Genomic DNA, 21,956 nt, shown 5'->3' with positions numbered 1-21,956 from the left:
ATATTGGATAAACAATTCCATATTATCTTTGGTTTCATTAACATCCAAAGATATTTTATAGTTAACTTCAAGGGAATTCAAATATTTGACTTTATAAGTTTTACCGTTAATCTCAATTTCTTCAGCGTCAAGATTATTGTATGCATAGAAAAACTCTGGTTTCAATCCAAACTCTTCAGAAATCTTAGTATAAGAATAATCAGAATGATTAATGGTTTCCATCCAGATATCATTGACTGAATTTAAATATTCTTTAAATGATAATGTCCTATCATCATTGATTGAAACAATTGGGAGTGTTTTAACTAGCAATGCCTGTGTGTTGAGGTAGGATGAGTTTGATCTTCCATTGAAAATAGTTGTAATCAATGTTTTGTCATTGAATGAATACTTATTCAAGTTCAGCATGGTAATTGCCATGAATAAGACATTAGGAGTTATCCTGTTTTCACTGCAAAACTTATTAACCAATTCAAGGTCGATATTTTTGGAAATTGATTTTAAAATTCCTTCTTCAAAATTACCATTCAAATTAGGAGTCAATACAGTCGAATCAACTTCTTTAGTTAATTTATCCCGGAAGAATTCTCTAGACAATTCATATTTTTCACTGTTTTCATTTTCACTTTCAATTATACTGTTAATGTAACCGTTGATTGTTTCTTTTTCAATTTCAATTCCCTGATATGCATTGGAAATATTTGTGAACAGCTTGTCTAAGGATTCACCATCGGAAATTATATGGTGGACATCTGAGAATAAAATTGTTTCACTAGGAGTTTTATAGATTTTAAATCTGAATAACTGGTCATTATGCAAATCAAACAGTTTAAGATTTTCTTTTTCAATTTCACTATCAGAAATATTATCAACATCAACAATTGGAATCTCATCAATCTCTATTGAATCATCACGTTTCAGCATCACTTTACCTTTTTGTGTAACAATTCTGGTTTTTAGATAAGGATATGCCTCAATTGTCTTAATGATTGCATCACGCAATCTATCCACATCAATTTCACTGTCAAATCTTATGATTGATGGAAGATTATATTGTGCAACATTACCGCTTTGAATGCACTCATAATAGATTCCCATTTGATTTTCTGTCAATGGATAATAAACCATATCCTTAGATAATTCTATTACACTATTCAAATCTAGAATATCATTGTTTTCTATTTCGTTTGCAATATTTTTAATTGTAGGATCATTCAATAATGAAATAATATCTAAATTAACACCCATTTCCTCATAAATCCTTGCATTTAATTTCATCAGTGACAATGAAGTAAATCCGACAGCATACAAATCATCAGTAGTACCGAATTCCTTTGTTTTGCTGATGGATGAAGCAATTTCATGCAAGATTATTTCAGTTTCAGTTTCAGGGAGTGTAAATGACAATCTAAGTTGTGGTGCTGGCAGTTGTTTCAGGTCAGTTTTACCGTTTGGTGTTTGCGGCATTTCATCTAGCTGCATGAACACGGTTGGAACCATATAACGAGTAAGACGATCTTTTAAAAACTCTTTTAAGTCATCACTGTCAATTTCACAGTTAGCAGTGTAATATGCACATAAATGTTCATTATTGTTAATCTCTTTAATTACAACAACCGCCTGCCTTATATCTGGATATTGACCAATATTGGTTTCGATTTCACCAATTTCTATTCTTAAACCTCTGAGTTTAATCTGATTGTCTATTCTTCCTTTAATGTCGATTTCACCATTTGGAAGTTCAATGGCATAGTCCCCACTCCTGTAATACGGAATGTCATTGATAGTCAGGAAAACCTCTTCAGTTTTTTCAGGCATGTTGTAATATCCTTTTCCGACACTCACACCTCCAATGTACAATTCACCCATTACACCATTAGGAACCAATTTTCCATCAATATCACGAACATCAGTGACATAATTGGTTAAAGGAGGACCCACAGTCAAATCGTTTACATCTGTGACTTCTTTGTTGTTTGAGGTGATTGTTGTTTCTGTTGGACCGTAACTGTTATAGACAACCGCATCACTGTATTTTCTTAAATCTTCATAAACTTTTGCTGAAAATTTCTCTCCTCCAATGAAAAAACACTTTATGCAGGATATAACATTACAGAATTCTTTAACCTCAAGATTAGAAGCAAGTCTTGAAGGAGTAATATCTAAAATTTCAGGTTGATTTTCATCAATTAACTTGATTAAAGCAGGAATATTTTTGATTTGAACATCATCAGCCAATATCAATTTCAACCCATTTGAGAGAGATGTCAATATGTCATCAACAGACACATCAAAAGAGATAGTTGTAATACAAAGCAAGCTATCATAAGTGGATTTAGGATTTGAAACCTGATTACAAATGTTTTCATGACCGATCATCACACCTTTAGGATTACCGGTTGAGCCTGAAGTATAAATCATATATGCCAAATCATCAGGATCAACATTAACGTTAGGATTTTCTGAATTGCCTTCTTTAAGCAGTTCTTCAATGTCTAAAGATTTTTCTCCGGATTCATTGGCAATAATATAATCCGCCTGACTGTTTTCATAAATATAATTTATTCTCTCCTGAGGATATTCAGGATCAATCGGAATGAAGGCACAACCCGCTTTAAGGATACCCAAAATGGAAGCAATCAAATTACTGTCCCTTGAAAGCATTACTAAAACATTACTTTTCGGTTTGACTCCTTTATCTATTAAAGCATTTGCAATAACATTTGCTTTTTCATCCAATTGCTTGTAAGTCAATGTGGCATCACTTGCAACAAGAGCAGTTTCATCACCATTCTCCATTGCCTGCTTTTCAAAGCGTTTGTGAATCAAAGGCATTTCAACTTCGCTGAAGACAACATTTTCATTTTCGCCTACAATGGCAATGTCGCAGATATTTGTTTTATCAATATTAGCATTAACTATTTCTTCAACGATTTTTTCAAGGCTTGATAAGAATAAATCAATGAATTCCTTTGTATATAATTCATTATTGTAAAATAATGACAACAAAACAGTTTTATCATTTTCAACAATGCTTAAATAATTGGAATAGTCTTCATCTGATTTTAAATCATCACCAAACGAATAATAAAATTCCGGCTTTAAAAGAAAATCATCATTACTGCAATATTCATCGAACTCCAACGTTTTAATATAGTTCTCATGAATATTCTCTAGAAATTCCCTAATGTGAATTTGTCTGTTTTCAAATTTAGCTGCAAATGGAATATTATTTTGATTGAAAATTAAAATTTCATCGGAAAAATTAAATTTATTAAGTGTTAATGTTAAACTTGCCAATAAAATCTCATTGATTGAAATTGAATTGGATTTGGCAAATTCAACTAAATTTTCTTTTTTAAATTCATATTCTGTTTTCTTTTTCTCCATTTTTATTTGAAGAAATTAAAGTTGATTCATCAAAATCCAGACATAATTCTGACAAATATTCACTTAAAAAATCATTTGTTTTATCATCCATTTTATCAAACCTTCAAATTCATTAACTAATAAATATTATTAAAACTATCTAATAAATAATTTATCTAAAAAAAAATTATTATTATTTAGTAAAAAAAGATAGGTGTTATAATGAACAAACTAATATTGGTTCAACTGGAATCACAACCTGTTGCCAAATGATGAAATTTTTCACATCCGCATCTGGTCTAAAGAATATTAAGAATCGCTTGAGCAAACAACAGATGTGAAAGAATTACAAAATGAAACAAGTATTAAAGAAAAAATAGTTGACAAAATCCCACAGATGAAATGAAAAGAGTCATGTACCCGCAATAATAGGCCTTATATTTTCGCTACGACTAAATGATTGAACTAAAACTATTGAAAAAAATAATAATTAATATATGATGTGAGATATAATAAAATTTAACAATTAATGTATGATATTTTGAATCTCAATCTAAACAAAATCATGAATCGAATAATCCATTTCAAAAGAATAGCTAATATGAATCAGGATTTATGAATGAAAATGAAATGGTTCCAAAAACACTCTGTTTAAACAATTTAACCATTTTAAATATTTTTAAGAATTCATAATTCACTAACCAAGACAATAAGAAATATAATTGCTAATCAACAACAATGACTTATATAATGAAATGAGATTCAATTCAAAAACAACCGTATTGATTCGAATTTGCTTAAATATATATCAGCAATCAGAATACAACTGCAAATTAGTGTAACTCAATATAAAAACGGGAAAGTGAACATAATTAAATATTCAAATTGAAAGTAGTATAATGGTGAGTAAATGCTTGGAAAAAAGATGGTAAGAGACATATTCAAACACAAATCCCAATTCATATCTATTTTTTTAATGGCATTTTTAGGAGTTCTTGTTTTTACCGGAATAAGTAGCGAATGCATAGGTCTTGAAGTCAACATAAACGATTATTATGAAGAAACCAACTTGGCAGATGGTTGGATTTATTCACCTTATTTGAATGATTTGTTTCTGGAACAAGTGAATCTTTTAGGCCCAACTACACAAATGGATAGGCAATTGGTTGTTGATTCAGTAGCTGACTTCGAAAATGACCCCGAAATTACGCTGCACTTTGTTGAAAACAATACCATATCCAAATTCTATTTATTGGAAGGCAAACCACTGGACATTAATGACAGTGATGGAGTATGGCTTGATAAAAGCTTTGCAGATGCCAAAGGATTAAAAATCGGAGACCGCATCAGCTTTGAAAGTAAAGGGTATGTAATTGATAAGGAAATTAAAGGATTAGGATATTCACCGGAATACGTTTATCATACATCAGACCATTCTGTGATACAAGATTACAATAAAATCGGCTTTGCTTATATGTCCCATAAAGCATTTCCCGAAGATACAGTCCCATACAATGTTTTAAACGTTAAATTTGAGGGTTCCCCCGATACATATTACAAATTGTTAGATTATCGTTTAAATGGATATTACAGCGCATTTGTTAAGCAATCAGACCATCCAAGTGTTTATCAATTTTCAGAAGAAATTGCCAAACACAAAATGATGGCTGATATTTTCCCGGTTGTGTTCCTCATTGTTTCAATGCTAATCCTCATGACAACAATGACTAGGATAATTTCACATCAAAGAATGCAAATAGGAATATTAAAAGCCAATGGATTTAAAAATAGTACCATAACTCTGCATTATATATCGTATGGATTCTGGTTAGTTTTAACCGGTTCCATTTTGGGTTTGATTTTAGGACCAAAAATAATACCTCCAATATTCTATCCATCAATGATTAAAACATATAAACTACCTTTATGGAGCCCTACCGGAAATATGAATTTTATATATCTAATAGTTTTAATGACCATATTTTCACTTGCAGTTTCATATCGTGCCATTTCAAGCATTTCACAAGAAAAACCTTCCGATGCCATTAAACCCAAAGCGCCTAAAATATCAACTTCAGGATTCATTGAAAGATTAAAGATTTGGAAAAAACTATCATTCAATTTCCGCTGGAATTATAGAGATGCAAAAAGAAACAGATTGAGAAGTGTAATGACCATTATAGGTGTTATGGGTTGTAGTGCACTTTTAATTGGTGCATTTGGATTATATGATGGGCTGAATGATGTAAAAGAATGGGAATATAATCAAATTAATCATTATGATTCAAAATTAATGATTGATGCCAACGCAACAATATCCCAAATTGATAAAGTAGCCAGTGATGTTAACGGAGACAAAATAATGGAGGAGAAAATTGAACTCGAAACAGATGACACGAAAAAAATGGGAAATATTCTGGTTTCAAACAGCACGGATTTAATAACGCCAACAGACAAGTATGAGAATAAAATAGAAATTGGAAATGATGAAGTTTCAATTTCACAAAAAATGGCAGACCAGTTAAATATAGACATTGGAAACACCGTTAAATGGCACATCATGGGATCGAACAAATGGGTCAATACAAAAATTGATAAAATCCATGCAGACCCAATATCACAGGGTTTAATCATGTCCCCAAATAAATTGGAAGAACTTAACCTTAATTACACTCCAACCAGTGTCATAACTTCACAGCACGTTAACAAAACATATGAGGGCTTTAAATCAACCACTACTCTTGATGACATTGAAAAGAGATGGGATGAAATAACCGAAACAGCATGGGTGTTAATTTACATATTATCCCTCTTCGCATGTATTTTGGCAGTCATAGTTTTGTATAATTTAGGATTACTCTCATTTACAGAAATTGAAAGGGAAATTGCAACACTTAAAGTACTGGGATTTAAAAGCAATGCATTGAGAAGATTGCTATTAACACAAAACCTAATATTTACAACTATAGGATTTATACTTGGTGTGCCTTTAGGCATCTATGTCCTGGATCTAATGTGGGCCTCTTCAGGAAATTCATTTTATACAATACCCAAATTAACCATTACAAATCTCATATTATCTGCTTCAATTACATTTTCCATATCAATACTTGTAAACCTAATGTTTTCAAATAAAATTAAGAAGTTAGACATGGTAGAATCACTAAAAGCCAGTGAATGACAATATTTTTTAATATTTAATCTAAAAAAAAATGAAAAAACATCAACTCTTTTTTAAAACAACAATTAAAATCACACTTAATTGAATAATATCTCATTTATAATTACCCATATATAAAAAATGAGAGAGAGCATTTGAAAAGTAATCGAATAACGAACTCAGAGCAATTTTTCAAACCCAAAACAATTTTTCATACCCAAAGCAATTATTTAATAATCCAATAACAAAAAAGTATACTGAATAAAAAATTCATGACATAAAATAGCCTCCAAAAAAACGCAAATAAAATAAAACACAATAAAATTAATTAAAAAAGACAGTACACCCAATAAGTGCAATTCATCCACAACTTGCAGAAGTTGTGGCATTCTTGCATTTTAAAGATAAACAGCTTAAAATCCAACTGATTTTCAATTTCCCTGCAGTTAATGTCAAAAGACATCCTAAAGATAATAATTTCAAAGCTGTTTTTGTTTTAATATAGAGATATTGCAAAAATTGCCAGTTATATCTCCACAATCCACAAGTAATTTGTTTTTTTCTGCTCTCCTACTGGGTATCCTCCAGTAACCACTATCAAATCCCCTTTATCGAGATTGAATTCATTTTGAGCAATTTTTTTAAAATTTTCAACCATATCATGATTACTTTCATAAATTTCAGTCACTACCGGCTTGACACCAAAGTTCAAGACAACCTTTTCTGCAATGTGATTTGAAGGACAGCAGGCTAAAATAATGGTGTCAGGCCTAAAATTACTGATTCTTCTTGCCGTGAATCCACTGATAGTAGGTGCAACTATCAATTTGATATCGGAGTATTCTACAGCATCTGCAACAAGCTTGGCTATTGTATCGCTAATGCCTATTGTTCCCCTGTAATCAACATACTTTGTATAGTCTATGGTGGATTCCACATATTTACATATCTTGCTCATTGTCTCAACTGAATTTATTGGATAATCACCTACAGTTGTTTCTCCGGATAGCATCACGCAATCGGTTCCATCCAATATTGCATTGGCCACATCGGAAACCTCCGCTCTTGTAGGTCTTGGATTTTCACCCATGGAAGCCAGCATTTCAGTGGCAACAATAGCAAACTTGGCATTCTGACGGCATTTTTCAATGATGTTCTTTTGAAGTATAGGCAGCTCTTCCATTGGAACATTGACACCCAAATCTCCTCTGGCCACCATAATACCATCAGACACATCAATTATCTCATCAATATTTTCAATGCCTTTGTAGCTTTCAATCTTTGAAATGATAAGTGCATCTCCGCCGGATTCCTCAATAATTTTTCGAGCTTCAATCACATCTTCCCTTGAATTTACAAAAGACAATGCCAAATAATCACAGGCATGACTTGCAGCAAAAGCGATATCTTTCCTATCGACTTCGCTCATAAAATCCAGTTTCAAATCAACGCCAGGGACATTGATTGACTTGTGATTTTGAATCTTTCCGTCACCCAATGCCTTCAATACCACATAATCATTTTCCTTATCAATGACTTCCAGCTCAAGAAGGGCATTGTCTATAAGTACCTTGTCTCCCACATTTATCAAATCAATCGCATTACTGTGATTAACGCCGAATTCTTTTCTATTACCCCTTATGCAGGTTTTGCTCATTTTAATTGTATCGCCCTTATGAAGCATCACACCGTCTGATGAGAACTCCAATGTTCTGAATTCAGGCCCCTTGGTATCATACATTACAGCAATTGGAACACCAGACTCCTCACGCACATCCCTTATAACATCCAACGTTTTTAAAATGCTTTCTGTTGTAGCATGACTGAGATTGATACGTGCACAATCCATACCGCTTTTTGCCATTTCACTCATGACCTCAAATGAATCTGATGCCGGACCAATACTGCATATAATCTTTGTTTTCTTCACACAAACATCTCCAAACAACATTTTTTAATATAATCCGTTCAAAAAATAAAAACATTCCTATATAAATATATGTCATTAAAGTATAAAAATAAATAGCTATGCAATAATTATTTTTAAAATTTGAAAACGAGGATGCAACAAAAATTTTTAATTGATTTTGTGTTTTAGTTGTTTTTATCGTTTGGAGCAAACATAGTTTAATAAATATTATAATCTTTTAAAAACATAAATAAACCAACCACAAAGATTAATATCCCTAATAAAAAATTGTACTTAGCATAATATAAAATTAAAGAAAAAATAGTGACTTCATGTAACATACACTATTTAAAAAAAAAACATTAATTAACTCCAAAAATAGCCCCATCAGCATTGCTGCATCATGAAAAAATTAAAAATTAAAGCTAAAAGGACAAATTGACTTTATCCAAAGCTTTAATATATTTGTCTGCATAAGTCTGTTTAACGGTTTTTGAGTAATCACTTTCTGTTTCATAGATATAAGAAACTAAACCCTTATTTGCAATAGGTACAGTAATATAGGCCGGACTTGAACCCAACTGAGGATCATATCTTTTAATGTGAGGTGTCAATTTTAGCAGCCTTTTTAAATAAAGAGAAGATTTCTTATGGAGATTTTTACTTATTTTGACAGTCTTAATGTTTTTATTAGAAATCATATGGATGAATCTAGGATATTTGTATCCGCTAGCCTTATAGCTTGTTTCATGGATATCTGTTGTTATTTTAGGTTTTTCATTAGCTATATCCTTTATTATGAATTTGTTTCCTAATATTTGGCCATTCATTCTGCTTTTTGAATAACTGTTCTGGTCTTTGGTCACATGAATGTAATATAACACATACTTTCTTTTTAATTTATTGTTTTTCTTAATCAGGCTTTTGTATATTGACTTGTGCATTTCGCATTCTTGAACATGGACTCCAACAATTAATGCAATGGTTTTTGTTGAAGACATATTGCCGAAGTAGAGCTTTTCAACATATCCTTTTGAAGTTTTACCTAAAATTCTTTTATATGTATGAACTTTTGATTTGCTTCCATCTTTTGAAACAGCAAAAAACTTTAAAACCTTATTCGATGCTAAAGTTATAGGACCTGTATATTTTTTGCTGTGAACAGTTGGTTTTTTACCATTTGTGGAATAATAGATTTTTCCTTTCTTATCTGATTTAAGTTTTATAACTAATTTCTTGTCAGATTTAACAATCATCTTATTAATCCATACCTTAGGAGCTTTTTTAATGATTGCACTTGAATTTTTGGATTTCTCAACAGTATTTTGATTACTGGCTAAAACATTATCATTTGTATCCGAAGAATTATCAACCTTTTGATTAATGTCCTCATCAAAAGAAAGAGGAAGTTGTAAACTGGACTCATTTGTAATGCTGTTATTCGAATTGTCAGTCAAAACAGTATTTGCAGCACTGATTGATGCAATTGAACAAAATAAAGACAAGAATATTAAAATTAATATGAAATATTTTTTATTAAACAAGATTTAACCCCCCTCCAATTATTATAATAATTATTTTATTGAATATTTTATAAATAACTATAGATTATTTTAAAGTTTCTGTTAAAACTGACAATGAAACAGCGATTGAATACTATCATTCAACTGATAATATTTTTGAATTACAGAATTTTTTAATTAATGATACTTTTTAAACAATCCAGTAAATCAGTCAAAAATGGATGTTATTAATTCTTTCCATTATTTCTGTCTTGTGTTCTAACTTAATGCAGCAGTTACAGTTATTGTAACTGAACAATATATTCTATTTATCCGATAGTGAAAGAATAACTCTCTTAAAGATTGGGGATTCATTTAACGAAAGGCATCTAAAGATGCTAGATAAGATTGGAAATGGTGACTTCGAGTCACATCCTCAAAACATTAAAAAAAAAAATAGATTTAAAAAAAAAAGCGCATAAAAAGAAATATGAAGAAAAAATTATTCAATCTTCAAAATCCTTTTTGATAATCTTGTTTTCCCATGTTGTGAGCTTATATCCGTTTTTGACCTGTTCAATATTTTCCATCGGCACTAAAGGTATCTTTCCAAGCCCTCCTGGAGAATTATAAACATATGTAGGTTTACACATTCCGCTTGTTCTTCCTTCCAAATGCTTCATGATTTCCAATCCTTTTGAAATGTCAACCTGGAAGTGCTTTGTGCTTTTAACATCCTTTGGATGGAACAGATAATATGGAATTACACGATATTTCTGCAGCTCCTCATTGGTTTTTTGGATACAGTACTTGTCGTCGTTTACATTATGCAGCAATACCATCTGATTTCTCACAAGTACACCATGGTCGACCAGCATATCAACAGCACTTACAGCCTGAGGAGTAATTTCACATGCATGATTGAAATGTGTAGATAGCTGAACCCTATATTTTCTAAGAAGAACTGCAAGGTCATTATCAATTCTAAAAGGAAGGGTTGCGAGAGTTCTTGTACCTACCCTTATTACATCAACATGGCTTATCTGGGACAGTTTTTCGAATATATTTTCCAGCTGATTGTTGGAAAGCAATAATGCATCTCCGCCGGTAACCAACACTTCCCTGATGGCTTCATGATTTGCTATAAATTCTATGGATTCATCAATGTATTCTTTGGGAGTGTGCTTATCAAAGTTGCCTATCAATCTGCGACGTTGGCAGTGCCGGCAGTACATAGGGCATGCGTTAGTAACATTAATGATTAGCTTGTTTGGATATCTTCTTGTAATTCTTCCGGATGGATTGGATTGCTCCTCGCACATCGGATCCAATTGTCCGGATTCATCCAATTCTTTAATGCTTGGAACGGATTGCAGTTTTATTGGACAATTAGGATTGGAAAAGTCAATCAATGAAAAGTAGTATGGTGTTATTGCAAACCTATGTTTTTCACTGACTTTTCTAATGTCATCATAATCTTTTTTTGAAAGATCAGTGTACTTCAAAATTTCATCAACATCACTAATACGGTTTTTCAATTGCCATTTGGGATTCTCCCAATCTTCCTGTGATGCATTTAATTCATTTAATATTTTATTTTTATTGTTTTCATATAATCTTTTTGAAGATTCACTGCAACCAAGTCTAACCTTTGATTTATGTTTATTATCATCAATAGCAATTTTATCGAGTTCATTTGAACGAATTAATGATTTTTTTCTATTGATGTCTATAATATCATACCCCATTTTCATAGTTTTTTATAATTCTAATACTAATTTATGTTCACAATAGATATAATGATTTTGATTGTAAATAACAAATATGATATAAAATCTTGTTGTGAATATGCAAAAAATGTCCCGCGATTTAAACCACATTTATCAATTGATAAAAACAGGACAAATTTTAAATGATTTTTGTATAATTTATGTTCAACATATTTCTTTTTGATGTAAATGATCTTATTTTCAATTGATTTAAAGTTCCATAATTGCATAAAACTGATTTATTCAGCTAAGTTATCAACTATTTCATCACCTAAATCAGTTAATCTATATAATCTCCCTTTTTTGCTTCTTCATTCAAACATTCTACAGCGCCAACCTCTTTTAATTCAATTTGAAACCTTTGAGATATGATTAAGCACTATATCACAATCTTTAACAATTACCGTTGGTATTTTAGCCTCATCTTTTAATGTTTTCATTACTTTTACACGGTAAGAACTAATGTTTATATAAGCAAATTTTTTAGGGTTTCATCATCTATTCTAACATTCCAAAAATATATATGATTAATTAAACTATTTAAGTTTATCTATACTTGATATTAAAAGATGATTATAGTTTTTAAGATTAAAAAAGATTAAATCATTAAAAATTTATGAATAACTGACCTTGCAATTAATTATACAAATAATCAAATATCAATTGGAACATTTAATTAATAATGCATCATATATTGTGTCACCTATTGAAGAATTAGTTTACACCGGCTATTTTATAAATTAACCCTTTTTAAAGTAGCATTCCAAGAAATTTAATTTGATATAATTTTATTAAAAAAATGAATTAATCTTTCAAATTATCTGCAATTTCATCGCCCAAAGAAGTCAGCCTATATAGCCTTCCCCGTTTAGCCTCTTCATTTACGCATTCAACAACACCATTATCCTTTAGATCCCTTAAAACATTAGACATGTGATTTCTTCTAATTCCAGTATCGTTTGATATTTCAGTTGGAGTTTTAACATCATCCTTAAGGGACTGAACAGTTTTATGCCTATAAGAGGATATATGAACTTTTGCAAATATCTTTAATGTCTCATCATCCATATTAACACACCAGATTATATAAATAATAATAGTTGTTAATTATTAATAAATATTTTGTTAGTAAATTGTTAGTTGATCTGCAGTCAAAACATTCTAGAGTTGCAAGAGAATTTCCCTTTCAAAAGTGCTTTCCAAATCCAAATTATCCAATGCAATCATTTTACCTTCAATTGCTGACTTGAATCCTGAATCCAATCTAAAGTGATTATGCAAAAATAAGTTGAATGCATCCAATGCATCATCATATAGCTTTATATCATTGAATATCAATGCTTTTTTAAGCAAATACTTCTTATCAATTCCCTCTGCCTTTTTTAGACTGTCCGCACAGTCTTCACCTAAAGAATGTCTGCAATAGCCAATGCCAAAATATGCAAGACCATTATCCAAAGCCTGATTGGATGCTTCAAAGCTTTCTAAAGCTTCATCAATTCTATTGAGTCTAACCAAAACCAAACCCTTCTTATTTAAGAGTTTATAGATAATCTTACTTTTAAATTTTGACGGATTCATTAGTGCCCTATCATAGAAATCCAATGCCCTTTCAAATTCCCCTTTTGCTACGGATTCGTCTCCGGCATAGATATTTTTCTTAATTTTTGGAAAATTGTTCCTTTCTTCGGAAGATTTTTTTAAAAGCAGTTTATGGTATTCAATATCTTTCGGATAACCAGATTTAATAGCTTTCTTATAAAAACGCAGTGATTTTACAAAGTGACCCTGATTAAATAAAGCATGTGACTTATTAAACAAGGCGTCAGCATAATTTTCATCAAAAAATATTGCCTCATCAAAGCAGTCTATAGCTTTGCCATATTTTTGCATGTTTAAAAGTTCTATTCCCCTATCCAAAATGTTTTTAACTTCTATTTCACGAGTCAAATGCAGTGTCCTATAGAATGGGTTAATATTTTCATCACAAATCCTTTCTATGAACAAGTCATCTCTACAAATCCATTTTGTAGATACATCACCAATAGCTATTTTGACCAGATCATCTTTTTCATCAATTTCAAGTTCCAAGGCAAGGTTTTCAATGTTCATCATATTAATTTTTAACAAAATAAGATAAATATTTTAGCCAAAATCGCTTTCAAACATGCAGGTGATGCCATTGAATTCACAGTTTTTGCAGTTGACTTCATGAATAGGATAGTCATCCCTTTCAATATGGCCTACAATGCCCGACAGATACTCAAAAATAAATTTATTGGACTTGTCAAATGAAATTTCATACTGCTTGTTTTCGTCAAGAACATGCAGAAGCAATGAACTTATCTCAAAGTCATCGTTTTCAAGAAGGGCATATGCATAGTAAGATAAAATTTCCATGTAAAAATAATGATAGTTACGGATATCATCGCGAGAGCGAATGAAATGAATGAGATTTACTCCACCATTATTTTCCTTAACGATCAAATCAATTATTCCATTGACATCATATCCGTCAATTTCAAGAGACACTGGATAGCTGTAGTCAACAATATCATATTCTTTTCCATAATCCAACCAATAATCCGCAATATGGTCAAACAGCTCCTTAAGCTGATTCTTCATTGACTCGGATGCAAAACTGTATGACTTTACAACTTCACTCACAAGATTATGAATATCTTCACGAGTCCAATCTTTTTGAAGCTTAGGATTGTGAATCGTATTGAGAAGAACTTTCAGTTTGGAATTTATGAATTTGTTTATGTTTTTGGGATTTTGATAGCATAGATTGTTTTCAAGGTTATACTTCAAAGGACAGTTAAGATAGTCCTCCAGGATATTTTCAAATTCAATCTGTCTGAACAGGTTTGACTCCCTATGCATATGTGAAGTTACTTTCTTGAGTTTGTCAACATCATCAGGTTCAATTCTTGCGATTTCACCAAAATCATTTTCAAAACTTTCCAAAACACTTGGAATAGGATGGCTGATTCTTGATTGAACTGCAGACAAGATCAACAGTTCCTCGGCACGAGTATTTGCAACATAAACTATGCGCTCTTCCTCATGATTAAGAGCATTTATTTCATCCTCTTCAGACATCTTGTATTTCAAAAACCTGTTTGGAGTCGGATAGCTTGGACGCTCAAAATCATCTTTCCTGTTGTTTCGAAATACAATTGGAAACTTGTTTTCCTTAAGTGAAGCAGTAATGACAACGGGATATTCAAGACCTTTAGCCTTGTGAACTGTCATGATATGAACCTTTTCGGAATTGTCCTCATATTCATTTATCGGACAGCTGTAATACTTAAGCGAACGATGAAGGTAATTGAAAAGACCTATTACATCATGCTTTCCCATAATGTTTTCATAATCAGATATTATTCCAGAAATCAACGCAAGGTTGAGAGATGCCTTTCTTGCCTCAAAATCATTTCGTGAAAACAGCTCCTCAAGATATCCTGCAGCATTCAATAGCTTGTAAAAGACCTGCAGGGAAGTCGGTTTTTTGCCCGGTTCAATGTCACTGTCAAACACTTCACGTTTAATTTCATTCAAACTTGCAAAGAAGTCCAAATCATGCTCATCAACTATTCCTATGCTCCTAAGTTCATCCCGACTTAGAATAGATATGTCAATCTTATTTGTCTTTTTAAAGATATCTTCCAATACCCTATCCGAATAATCACGCACAACATCCATGAAAGATCTGGACTGCTTGTTTTCAACCAGAGGTTCATATTTTCCAGTATAGCTTACGACATTCTGATGATACTTGAATTCAATTTCCTCAAGAACCTGTATAGTCCTATAATCAAGTTTAAAAATCTTTGAGGACTTGTAGTACCTGTCTGTGAATGAAAGCAGATTAATCCAGTGCCCTCCATCTCCATACCTTGCAATCAATGTTGGATTGAATGGCAATATATACCAGAAAAGTGCCAAAACAGCTTTCACTTCATCCTGATATATCAAATCGTCAATCCCCTTAAGGTAGTATGGAATGCCTTCACGGTCAAACACGTCAAGAATCTCCTTTTTATCCCTGTGGGATCTGAAGAGAACTGCAACGTCACTCATCTTTTCGATTTTGCCATTGGTCAAGAGATTTTTGATAATGAAAGCGATTGACCTATATTCTTCAATGTCATCCCTGCTTTCAAGCAAATAAACCGGCATCTTAGGAGAATTTTTGGCCTTAAGATTCTTTTGAGTTTGCCTTTTTGATTCAATGTACTTTTCATTGAATTCGACGATGTCAAAGCTTGAACGATAATTATTTACAAGAATCTTGTTTTCAAATTCATCAGAGTTTGCATAATCTGTAAAAAACTTTGGGTTGGCTCCCCTAAACGAGTAGATGCTCTGGTCTGCATCGCCAACGACAGTAAATGTATCAGCAATGCTTTGAAGCTTTTCAAATATCTGCATCTGAATGGCATCCGTATCCTGAAACTCATCAATCAAAATGTTTTTGTATTCCACGCGGGAAAGATTATCTGGATTGGACAAAAGCTCCAGAGTTTTAATTAGAAGATAATTCTGGTCGCAAACGTGTTCCCTTTCCATAAGGTCAATCCAATCAGGATAGGACTCTACAATCTGGCGAAAACGAGCATTATACAAATCTTCATCAAACTTATTGTATTTTATTTCCTTTTTGGATGGATACTGGTTATTTGAATCATAATATTGGCGAATCCATTCTCTGTATTCATCAGACACCCTAAAGTTTTTCCTGACATAATCTAGAAGCGATTGAGTATCCACTTCAAAAAGTGCATATTCCTCATATTTTTTAAGGGCATGTGCCGATTCATAGCTTCTTAAAAATGCCTCACCAGTAAATCCAAGCTCTTCCTTGTGCTTGTTGAAAAACAAATTTCTTTCAGAATCTCTTTTAAGCAAATTATATGGAATTTCAGAAAAATCAGACAACACAGACCTGCAATAACTGTGAATTGTACTTATCCTCATCTGGTTTATGACGTTCAAGTCCAGTTTGGTGTCCTTTTTGAAACGCTCCTTGAGCTCATCTGCAGCCTTGTTTGTAAATGTAATGACAAGAATTGAAGACGGGTCTGCATTTTTGAGAAGATGCAGGACTCTTTCAATTATTACACTTGTTTTTCCGGCTCCAGGACCTGCATTAATGACCAACGGCTTACCTTCATCGTATTCGACTGCACGCTTTTGATATTTATCCAATTCCATTTCGGGCGGAATTTCCTTTACAAAGCAATAGTCATACTTTATCTGTGCTTCAAAATTGAACTTACGGGTTAATGCATTACCTTCACTATCAACCAAATCCAAAGGCAAAATAAAATCAGGTATGAACTTATTCAGATTGTTTTTGATTATTTCCAGAGCTACCCTTCGCTCTTCGCTAGGCATATCTTCTGTAAAAAGCATATCATCGCCATCCCTTCCCAGGACATTTGATGAAATGGAATCCACTTTAAGATTGTTCAAAATCAAAAAAAGCTCATCATTGGTTAATCGGACATCTTTTGGAATATAGTTCAGGTCAAATTCATAGTTGACTTCCAAAAACTCTTCACGGGGATTGAAGTAATTTTCATAGATTATTTCAAAAATCTGTTTATAGACTCCCTTAACATCATTAATCGTATAACGTATGGACCTGTCATTGAAGACATCTATTGTGAAAACCAGTTCCTGTGATGTTTTCTGGCAGAACAAATCGAGGATGACCTTTGCCGTTGCAATTGCCAATGTGTAGTTTTCAAGGACAATGAACTTTTCCATGACTGTGCACAAATCATAGAGATCCTTGAATTTTGTTTCAAGAAAAGAAAAAACGCTGTTTACCCTCATTTTATTCACTACCATAATTGATGCACAACATAGTCAGGAATGCACCGTTAATCTTATCGGCACATATAAGCCCATTCAGAATTTTAGACCGGACATCCTTTTTAATTACCTCACCATCGCCTAGGGTTAGATGCTTGGTTTCGAGCAGCTTATTGAATGAATCGCCATTTCCCAAAACCAAACTTTCCCATTTATAAATAGCTTCCGCCTTTTTGGATTCCGATTTGCGCATTACCTTATCGAAAAATGCATCCTTGATGCTTGTGAAGTTCTTGCCGTCCAAAATCTCAGCATACAGCTCGTTTGTAATCTCAATGATATCGCCGTCATAAATGTTGGGATATTCCCTTTTGACCCTCTCTACAGTTAATGAATCATAATTGTTGCCTACAATATGTTCCAGACTCCTGATATATGAATCCTGCTTAACGGCATTTGAAAAATAATACTCCAAACTACGTTTGATTTCAAAATCACTGATATTCTCGTTGGTTATCTTATCATCTATTTTATTGTAGATTATGTCCAAATCACGGGAAGAAACATCATATTTTGCTAAAAATTTAACATAGAAGTCACTTTCACTATCCATAAGAAAAGACAGATACTCCAATTTGTCCCTTTTTTCTGTTTCAATGCATTTTTGTCTGAAATACTCTTCAATAACCTCAACAAGATTATCATCACTTGAAATGACATCATCTGAAATGTCATCCTTAAGTTTTGATACTATAAGCTCACATTCCTCGAGGCTCAAATCATATGAGTATAAAAGATATTTGAAAAAGGGAGTATCATAATCTCCAATGAGTTCGTCAAGTCGTGAAAGAATAACTTCATTAATCATACTATGTTAATATCTGTTAAAAATTAAATAAATAACTTTAGTTTTCCTCACTGTCATCATAGGCTTTTTGCAGTTTGGAAATAACTTTTAAAAATTCATCTGCATCTTCAAAAACCAATATCTTAGAATCACTCATGAAAATCCCTACAGCAAATACCTGATTTTTGACAAAACCTTCTGATTTTACCCAATATACTTTTCAAATCACTTTTCAAATATGAATCTGAAAAATAATAAGAAACAGAAATCGTACCGTCTGGCGATACGATATCAACCACATTATTGTGAATCACCACATCCTTTGCGTTGAAGTTAGATACGTTCTTTTCAAAATTTTTGACCACCAAATCACCATCAACATCATCAATTATCTTAAAAGAAGTTAAAAGATTTTCATTTCTTTTAACTAGCCTATCTATTGCTCCCAAATCAATTATATTCATCTTTACCTCCTTATATTAAAATGCTTCCAAAAGCAAGGCAGGCTACAAGGTAGCCAACCATAAACAACAAATCCTTCAAAATATTATGCCTCCGTATTTTTTTGCCAAATCCTCATCAAACACATACCAAATGCGATTTTCAACAGTTACCTGTTTTTTAAGTTCATCCAAACAGATTGCCTTGATAATATGTTTTCCCTGTTTGTAATACCAAAAATTGCCACGTCTGCAAACCCTGAATATCCCTGTTTCATTTTCCAGGTAGTTGAGTTCCAATTCAACAGTCAAAAGTTCCTCCAAAAAATAGAAAACATTTCTCAGTTCCCTATTTTTTATATGATGCAAGTCCAAAATTCCATAGTCTATTGCTTTCAATGTTTCATTTGTTAAAAAATCTGCGATTTCGTCCGTAAATTTAGTCAAACAAACTCTCATGTAACCTCACAATAATTATTCATCTAAAACGATCATCTCCAATAACAAATCCATTACGAATTTGTTTAAAGGATTGTCAAGCGACAGGAACTCCCTATTTCCCCTGTCCGATCCGAACTCTGCAAAGAACGGTGTGTGATGGCATCCCCCATCAACAGTAGTTCCAAGAGTTACATCATCATTCAAAACCTTGATTCCAAAGTCAGCGAATTCAAAGACCAAAACCTCTGAACTGGAAGTTTTGAATGTTTTTGTCATGTTTCCACATTCAAGAGTAAACACAGCACCTTCAGAGGTGCTTTCACCGGTTGCATGTATCATTCTGATATATATTCCATTTTCATGGATTTTTCTTTCCAAAAACTCAAAGAAAGCATCATCCATACTTTCAAAGGTGTATTTTTCATCTGCCCTTCCCACATAGGTCGGCATGCAGTCATTTGATGTGAGCTCGTCCACATAGAAATGAAAATCCTCATTGCCGTTTACGGCTTTTTCAACAGTCTTAGGCACATTTATATTAATTTTTCTAGATACGTTCATATTTTTTCCTCAATGATAATGGTTTAAAAGTCTATTCCGTAGACATTATGGTAGAAATTTCTTAGATAGACCAAAAAATCTCCGGTTTGTGAATATCCCCAAAGCATTACTACAATCGCATGGATTACAATTACAGCAGCAAGCATAATCAAAATGATTTCAAGAACATACAGCAGGTATGCATATTCCTCTAAAATTGGAATCACGATTAACCTCCGAATTTGAAAAAAGTTCAGTAGCTGTCTAACATTGAAATTGAATAGGAGATAAAATGATATTACATAATGAAAGATTGTTAAACAGCTACTCATCATGTACAGATAGTAAAAGTTGCCTAATCATTAAAAGGTGAAACTACATATACTAATGAAAAAATGATTAAACAACGATAAACGTGATTAGAACATTACCATTCCGGCAATGCAGTTTGTTAATTGGGTCATGGTTATCAACTCCTCAAAGTGATAAGTTCGTATAGAGTCAAATTTCAATAATGGTGTGGTTAATAAATACCCATTTTTAATGTGCAGTATAATTTATGTAATAATGTTATATAAATACTTTTTGTTTTTGTGAGTGATTATTAGAAATATTAATAATAACAATTTTACATGCTAAAAGCAATTTTGAAAACTTTAAAAAAAAATAGCTAAAATTTAAATGGAGGTGATTTTTTAAGTGATTCAACTTCATCCAATGCCAATTTAGAATTATTTCTCACTTTAACCAAATTCTTTTTGAAATAATCTTCATCAAATTTATCCCATTCATAATCGGCATAGTTTCTTATTTCCCTCAAATCATCTAAAATTTCACCAATCTCAGACTCAGTATTATCATCAGAATTACTCATTCTATCACAGATTCTCGAATGAACCCTAAAATTATCAATAAATTCAAATTCATTTAAAAACAATACCAGATACATTCGTACTGAACCAAAAACCGAATAATAATATCTACTAATAGCAGATCTATTATTTTCTTCGCAATTCTTAAGTGACAAATAGTCACCAACATCACTAAATTTAGAAAAATCAAACATTTTTTATCGCCGGCCTGATAGCTAATTCACGAAAAACATTAATTTTTCTCCTTAAAGGTCTAATTTGTGCTCTAATTTGATATATGTCTTCAAAAGCACCATTATCAAATCTTTCATCTGATACATACACTCTTAAAACAATGTATTTATCATCAATTTCAGGTTCAAAATTCATTTCAAGGCAGAATTCGGCATCATTAAAAGATTTTTCCAAATAGGGTTTAATTTCTTCAAGCAATATGAAGATATTTTCGTTCTTTTGAATTTGATTTTTAATGTCTGCAGGTGATTTGATGTTATAATATTCACCCAAATCTGAAAATTTCTCATCAAATGTAATTTTTTCATTCAATGTATCACCTGTTAGGTTTTTTTCACCTAACAAAACATATTATCAACTTAATAATATAAATAAGTTTTTAAATTTCTTCAAACAATATTTTAATTCCACAACAATATTTGTTTAAAATTAAAATATTCTACAAAGATAATTATATCAAACCCGATATAAAAAACAGTCAGTTTAAAACAAGAACAATTTTACATGCTAAAAGCAATTTTGAAAACTTTTAAAAAAAATAATTAAAGAGAGTTATAACTCTCCTCTTTTGCGTCTTTCATCCAATAGCTCAAGACCCAAATCCCCTAATTTGTATTTTTGGATTTTACCACTGGTTGTAAGCGGGAATTCATCAACAAAGAACACATATTTAGGCACTTTATAACGAGCAATGCTTCCAATACAGAAATCACGAATATCCGCTTCAGTTACATCATCAAATCCTTCTTCCTTGATAATGAATGCTCCTACAATTTCACCGTATTTTTCATCTGGAATTCCAGCCACCTGAACATCCTGAACGCAGTCATGGGTAAACAGGAACTCTTCGATTTCACGAGGATAAATGTTTTCCCCACCTCTGATAATCATGTCCTTAATACGACCGACAATGGAGTAATATCCGTCTTCATCCACGGTTGCAAGGTCTCCTGAATGCAACCATCCGTCCGGTTCAATGGTTTCAGCGGTTTTTTCAGGCATGTTATAGTAACCTTTCATCACATTGAACCCTCGGCACATGATTTC

The 21,956-nt window shown here is 32.1% G+C and carries 15 protein-coding genes and 1 pseudogene; 1 reads left to right on the top strand and 15 read right to left on the bottom strand.

Going from position 1 to position 21,956, the window contains the following annotated elements; translation table 11 throughout:
* On the bottom strand, nucleotides 1-3,390 hold a 3,390-nt coding region (locus QZ143_RS06900), incomplete at its 3' end, for a non-ribosomal peptide synthetase (protein ID WP_292882578.1).
* Nucleotides 3,391-4,279: 889 nt separating this feature from the next.
* Between QZ143_RS06900 and QZ143_RS06895 the strand changes: the two genes are divergently transcribed.
* Entirely contained in the window at nucleotides 4,280-6,550 is a 2,271-nt protein-coding gene (locus QZ143_RS06895) for an ABC transporter permease (protein ID WP_292882575.1), read from the top strand.
* A gap of 505 nt (nucleotides 6,551-7,055) precedes the next feature.
* Here QZ143_RS06895 and pyk read toward each other — a convergent pair.
* The 14 genes and pseudogenes from pyk to QZ143_RS06825 form a co-directional block, all read right to left on the bottom strand.
* Nucleotides 7,056-8,459 (bottom strand): pyruvate kinase, encoded by a 1,404-nt coding sequence (pyk, locus tag QZ143_RS06890; protein WP_292882572.1) that lies wholly within the window; start codon nucleotides 8,457-8,459, stop codon nucleotides 7,056-7,058.
* A 404-nt stretch (nucleotides 8,460-8,863) separates the two neighbouring features.
* Nucleotides 8,864-9,982, bottom strand: coding sequence for a chitobiase/beta-hexosaminidase C-terminal domain-containing protein (locus QZ143_RS06885; protein ID WP_292882570.1), 1,119 nt, complete (start codon nucleotides 9,980-9,982; stop codon nucleotides 8,864-8,866).
* Between the two features lie 464 nt (nucleotides 9,983-10,446).
* The gene (locus tag QZ143_RS06880; RefSeq protein WP_292882567.1) at nucleotides 10,447-11,688 is read right to left on the bottom strand and encodes a KamA family radical SAM protein; all 1,242 of its coding nucleotides are present in this window, start codon (nucleotides 11,686-11,688) and stop codon (nucleotides 10,447-10,449) included.
* 825 nt (nucleotides 11,689-12,513) lie between these two features.
* Nucleotides 12,514-12,777, bottom strand: a complete 264-nt coding sequence (locus QZ143_RS06875) for a winged helix-turn-helix domain-containing protein (protein ID WP_292609150.1) — start codon at nucleotides 12,775-12,777, stop codon at nucleotides 12,514-12,516.
* A 93-nt stretch (nucleotides 12,778-12,870) separates the two neighbouring features.
* A complete protein-coding gene (locus tag QZ143_RS06870) occupies nucleotides 12,871-13,821 on the bottom strand; it encodes a tetratricopeptide repeat protein (protein ID WP_292882564.1) in 951 nt (316 codons plus the stop codon).
* 33 nt (nucleotides 13,822-13,854) lie between these two features.
* Nucleotides 13,855-17,571 carry an ATP-dependent DNA helicase gene (locus QZ143_RS06865; protein WP_292882561.1) on the bottom strand — a complete coding sequence of 1,239 codons (3,717 nt, stop codon included), beginning with the start codon at nucleotides 17,569-17,571 and terminating at the stop codon, nucleotides 13,855-13,857.
* Nucleotides 17,558-18,403 (bottom strand): hypothetical protein, encoded by an 846-nt coding sequence (locus tag QZ143_RS06860; RefSeq protein WP_292609145.1) that lies wholly within the window; start codon nucleotides 18,401-18,403, stop codon nucleotides 17,558-17,560. The genes QZ143_RS06865 and QZ143_RS06860 overlap by 14 nt, the downstream gene beginning before the upstream one ends.
* A 128-nt stretch (nucleotides 18,404-18,531) precedes the next feature.
* Entirely contained in the window at nucleotides 18,532-18,846 is a 315-nt protein-coding gene (locus QZ143_RS06855) for a hypothetical protein (protein WP_292882559.1), read from the bottom strand.
* A 75-nt stretch (nucleotides 18,847-18,921) separates the two neighbouring features.
* Entirely contained in the window at nucleotides 18,922-19,281 is a 360-nt protein-coding gene (locus tag QZ143_RS06850) for a hypothetical protein (protein WP_292882556.1), read from the bottom strand.
* Nucleotides 19,282-19,296: 15 nt separating this feature from the next.
* Nucleotides 19,297-19,824 carry a hypothetical protein gene (locus QZ143_RS06845; RefSeq protein WP_292882553.1) on the bottom strand — a complete coding sequence of 176 codons (528 nt, stop codon included), beginning with the start codon at nucleotides 19,822-19,824 and terminating at the stop codon, nucleotides 19,297-19,299.
* Between the two features lie 23 nt (nucleotides 19,825-19,847).
* The gene (locus QZ143_RS06840; RefSeq protein ID WP_292609138.1) at nucleotides 19,848-20,030 is read right to left on the bottom strand and encodes a hypothetical protein; all 183 of its coding nucleotides are present in this window, start codon (nucleotides 20,028-20,030) and stop codon (nucleotides 19,848-19,850) included.
* A 443-nt stretch (nucleotides 20,031-20,473) separates the two neighbouring features.
* Nucleotides 20,474-20,869 carry a hypothetical protein gene (locus tag QZ143_RS06835; RefSeq protein WP_292882550.1) on the bottom strand — a complete coding sequence of 132 codons (396 nt, stop codon included), beginning with the start codon at nucleotides 20,867-20,869 and terminating at the stop codon, nucleotides 20,474-20,476.
* Nucleotides 20,862-21,221 (bottom strand): hypothetical protein, encoded by a 360-nt coding sequence (locus tag QZ143_RS06830; RefSeq protein WP_292609134.1) that lies wholly within the window; start codon nucleotides 21,219-21,221, stop codon nucleotides 20,862-20,864. The genes QZ143_RS06835 and QZ143_RS06830 overlap by 8 nt, the downstream gene beginning before the upstream one ends.
* Before the next feature lie 240 nt (nucleotides 21,222-21,461).
* Nucleotides 21,462-21,956: pseudogene (locus QZ143_RS06825) on the bottom strand (AMP-binding protein); the annotation flags it as partial.

This window comes from Methanobrevibacter sp. UBA188, from assembly GCF_905234905.1.
GTDB lineage: Archaea > Methanobacteriota > Methanobacteria > Methanobacteriales > Methanobacteriaceae > Methanocatella.
This window is presented reverse-complemented; position numbering and strand designations above follow the sequence as displayed.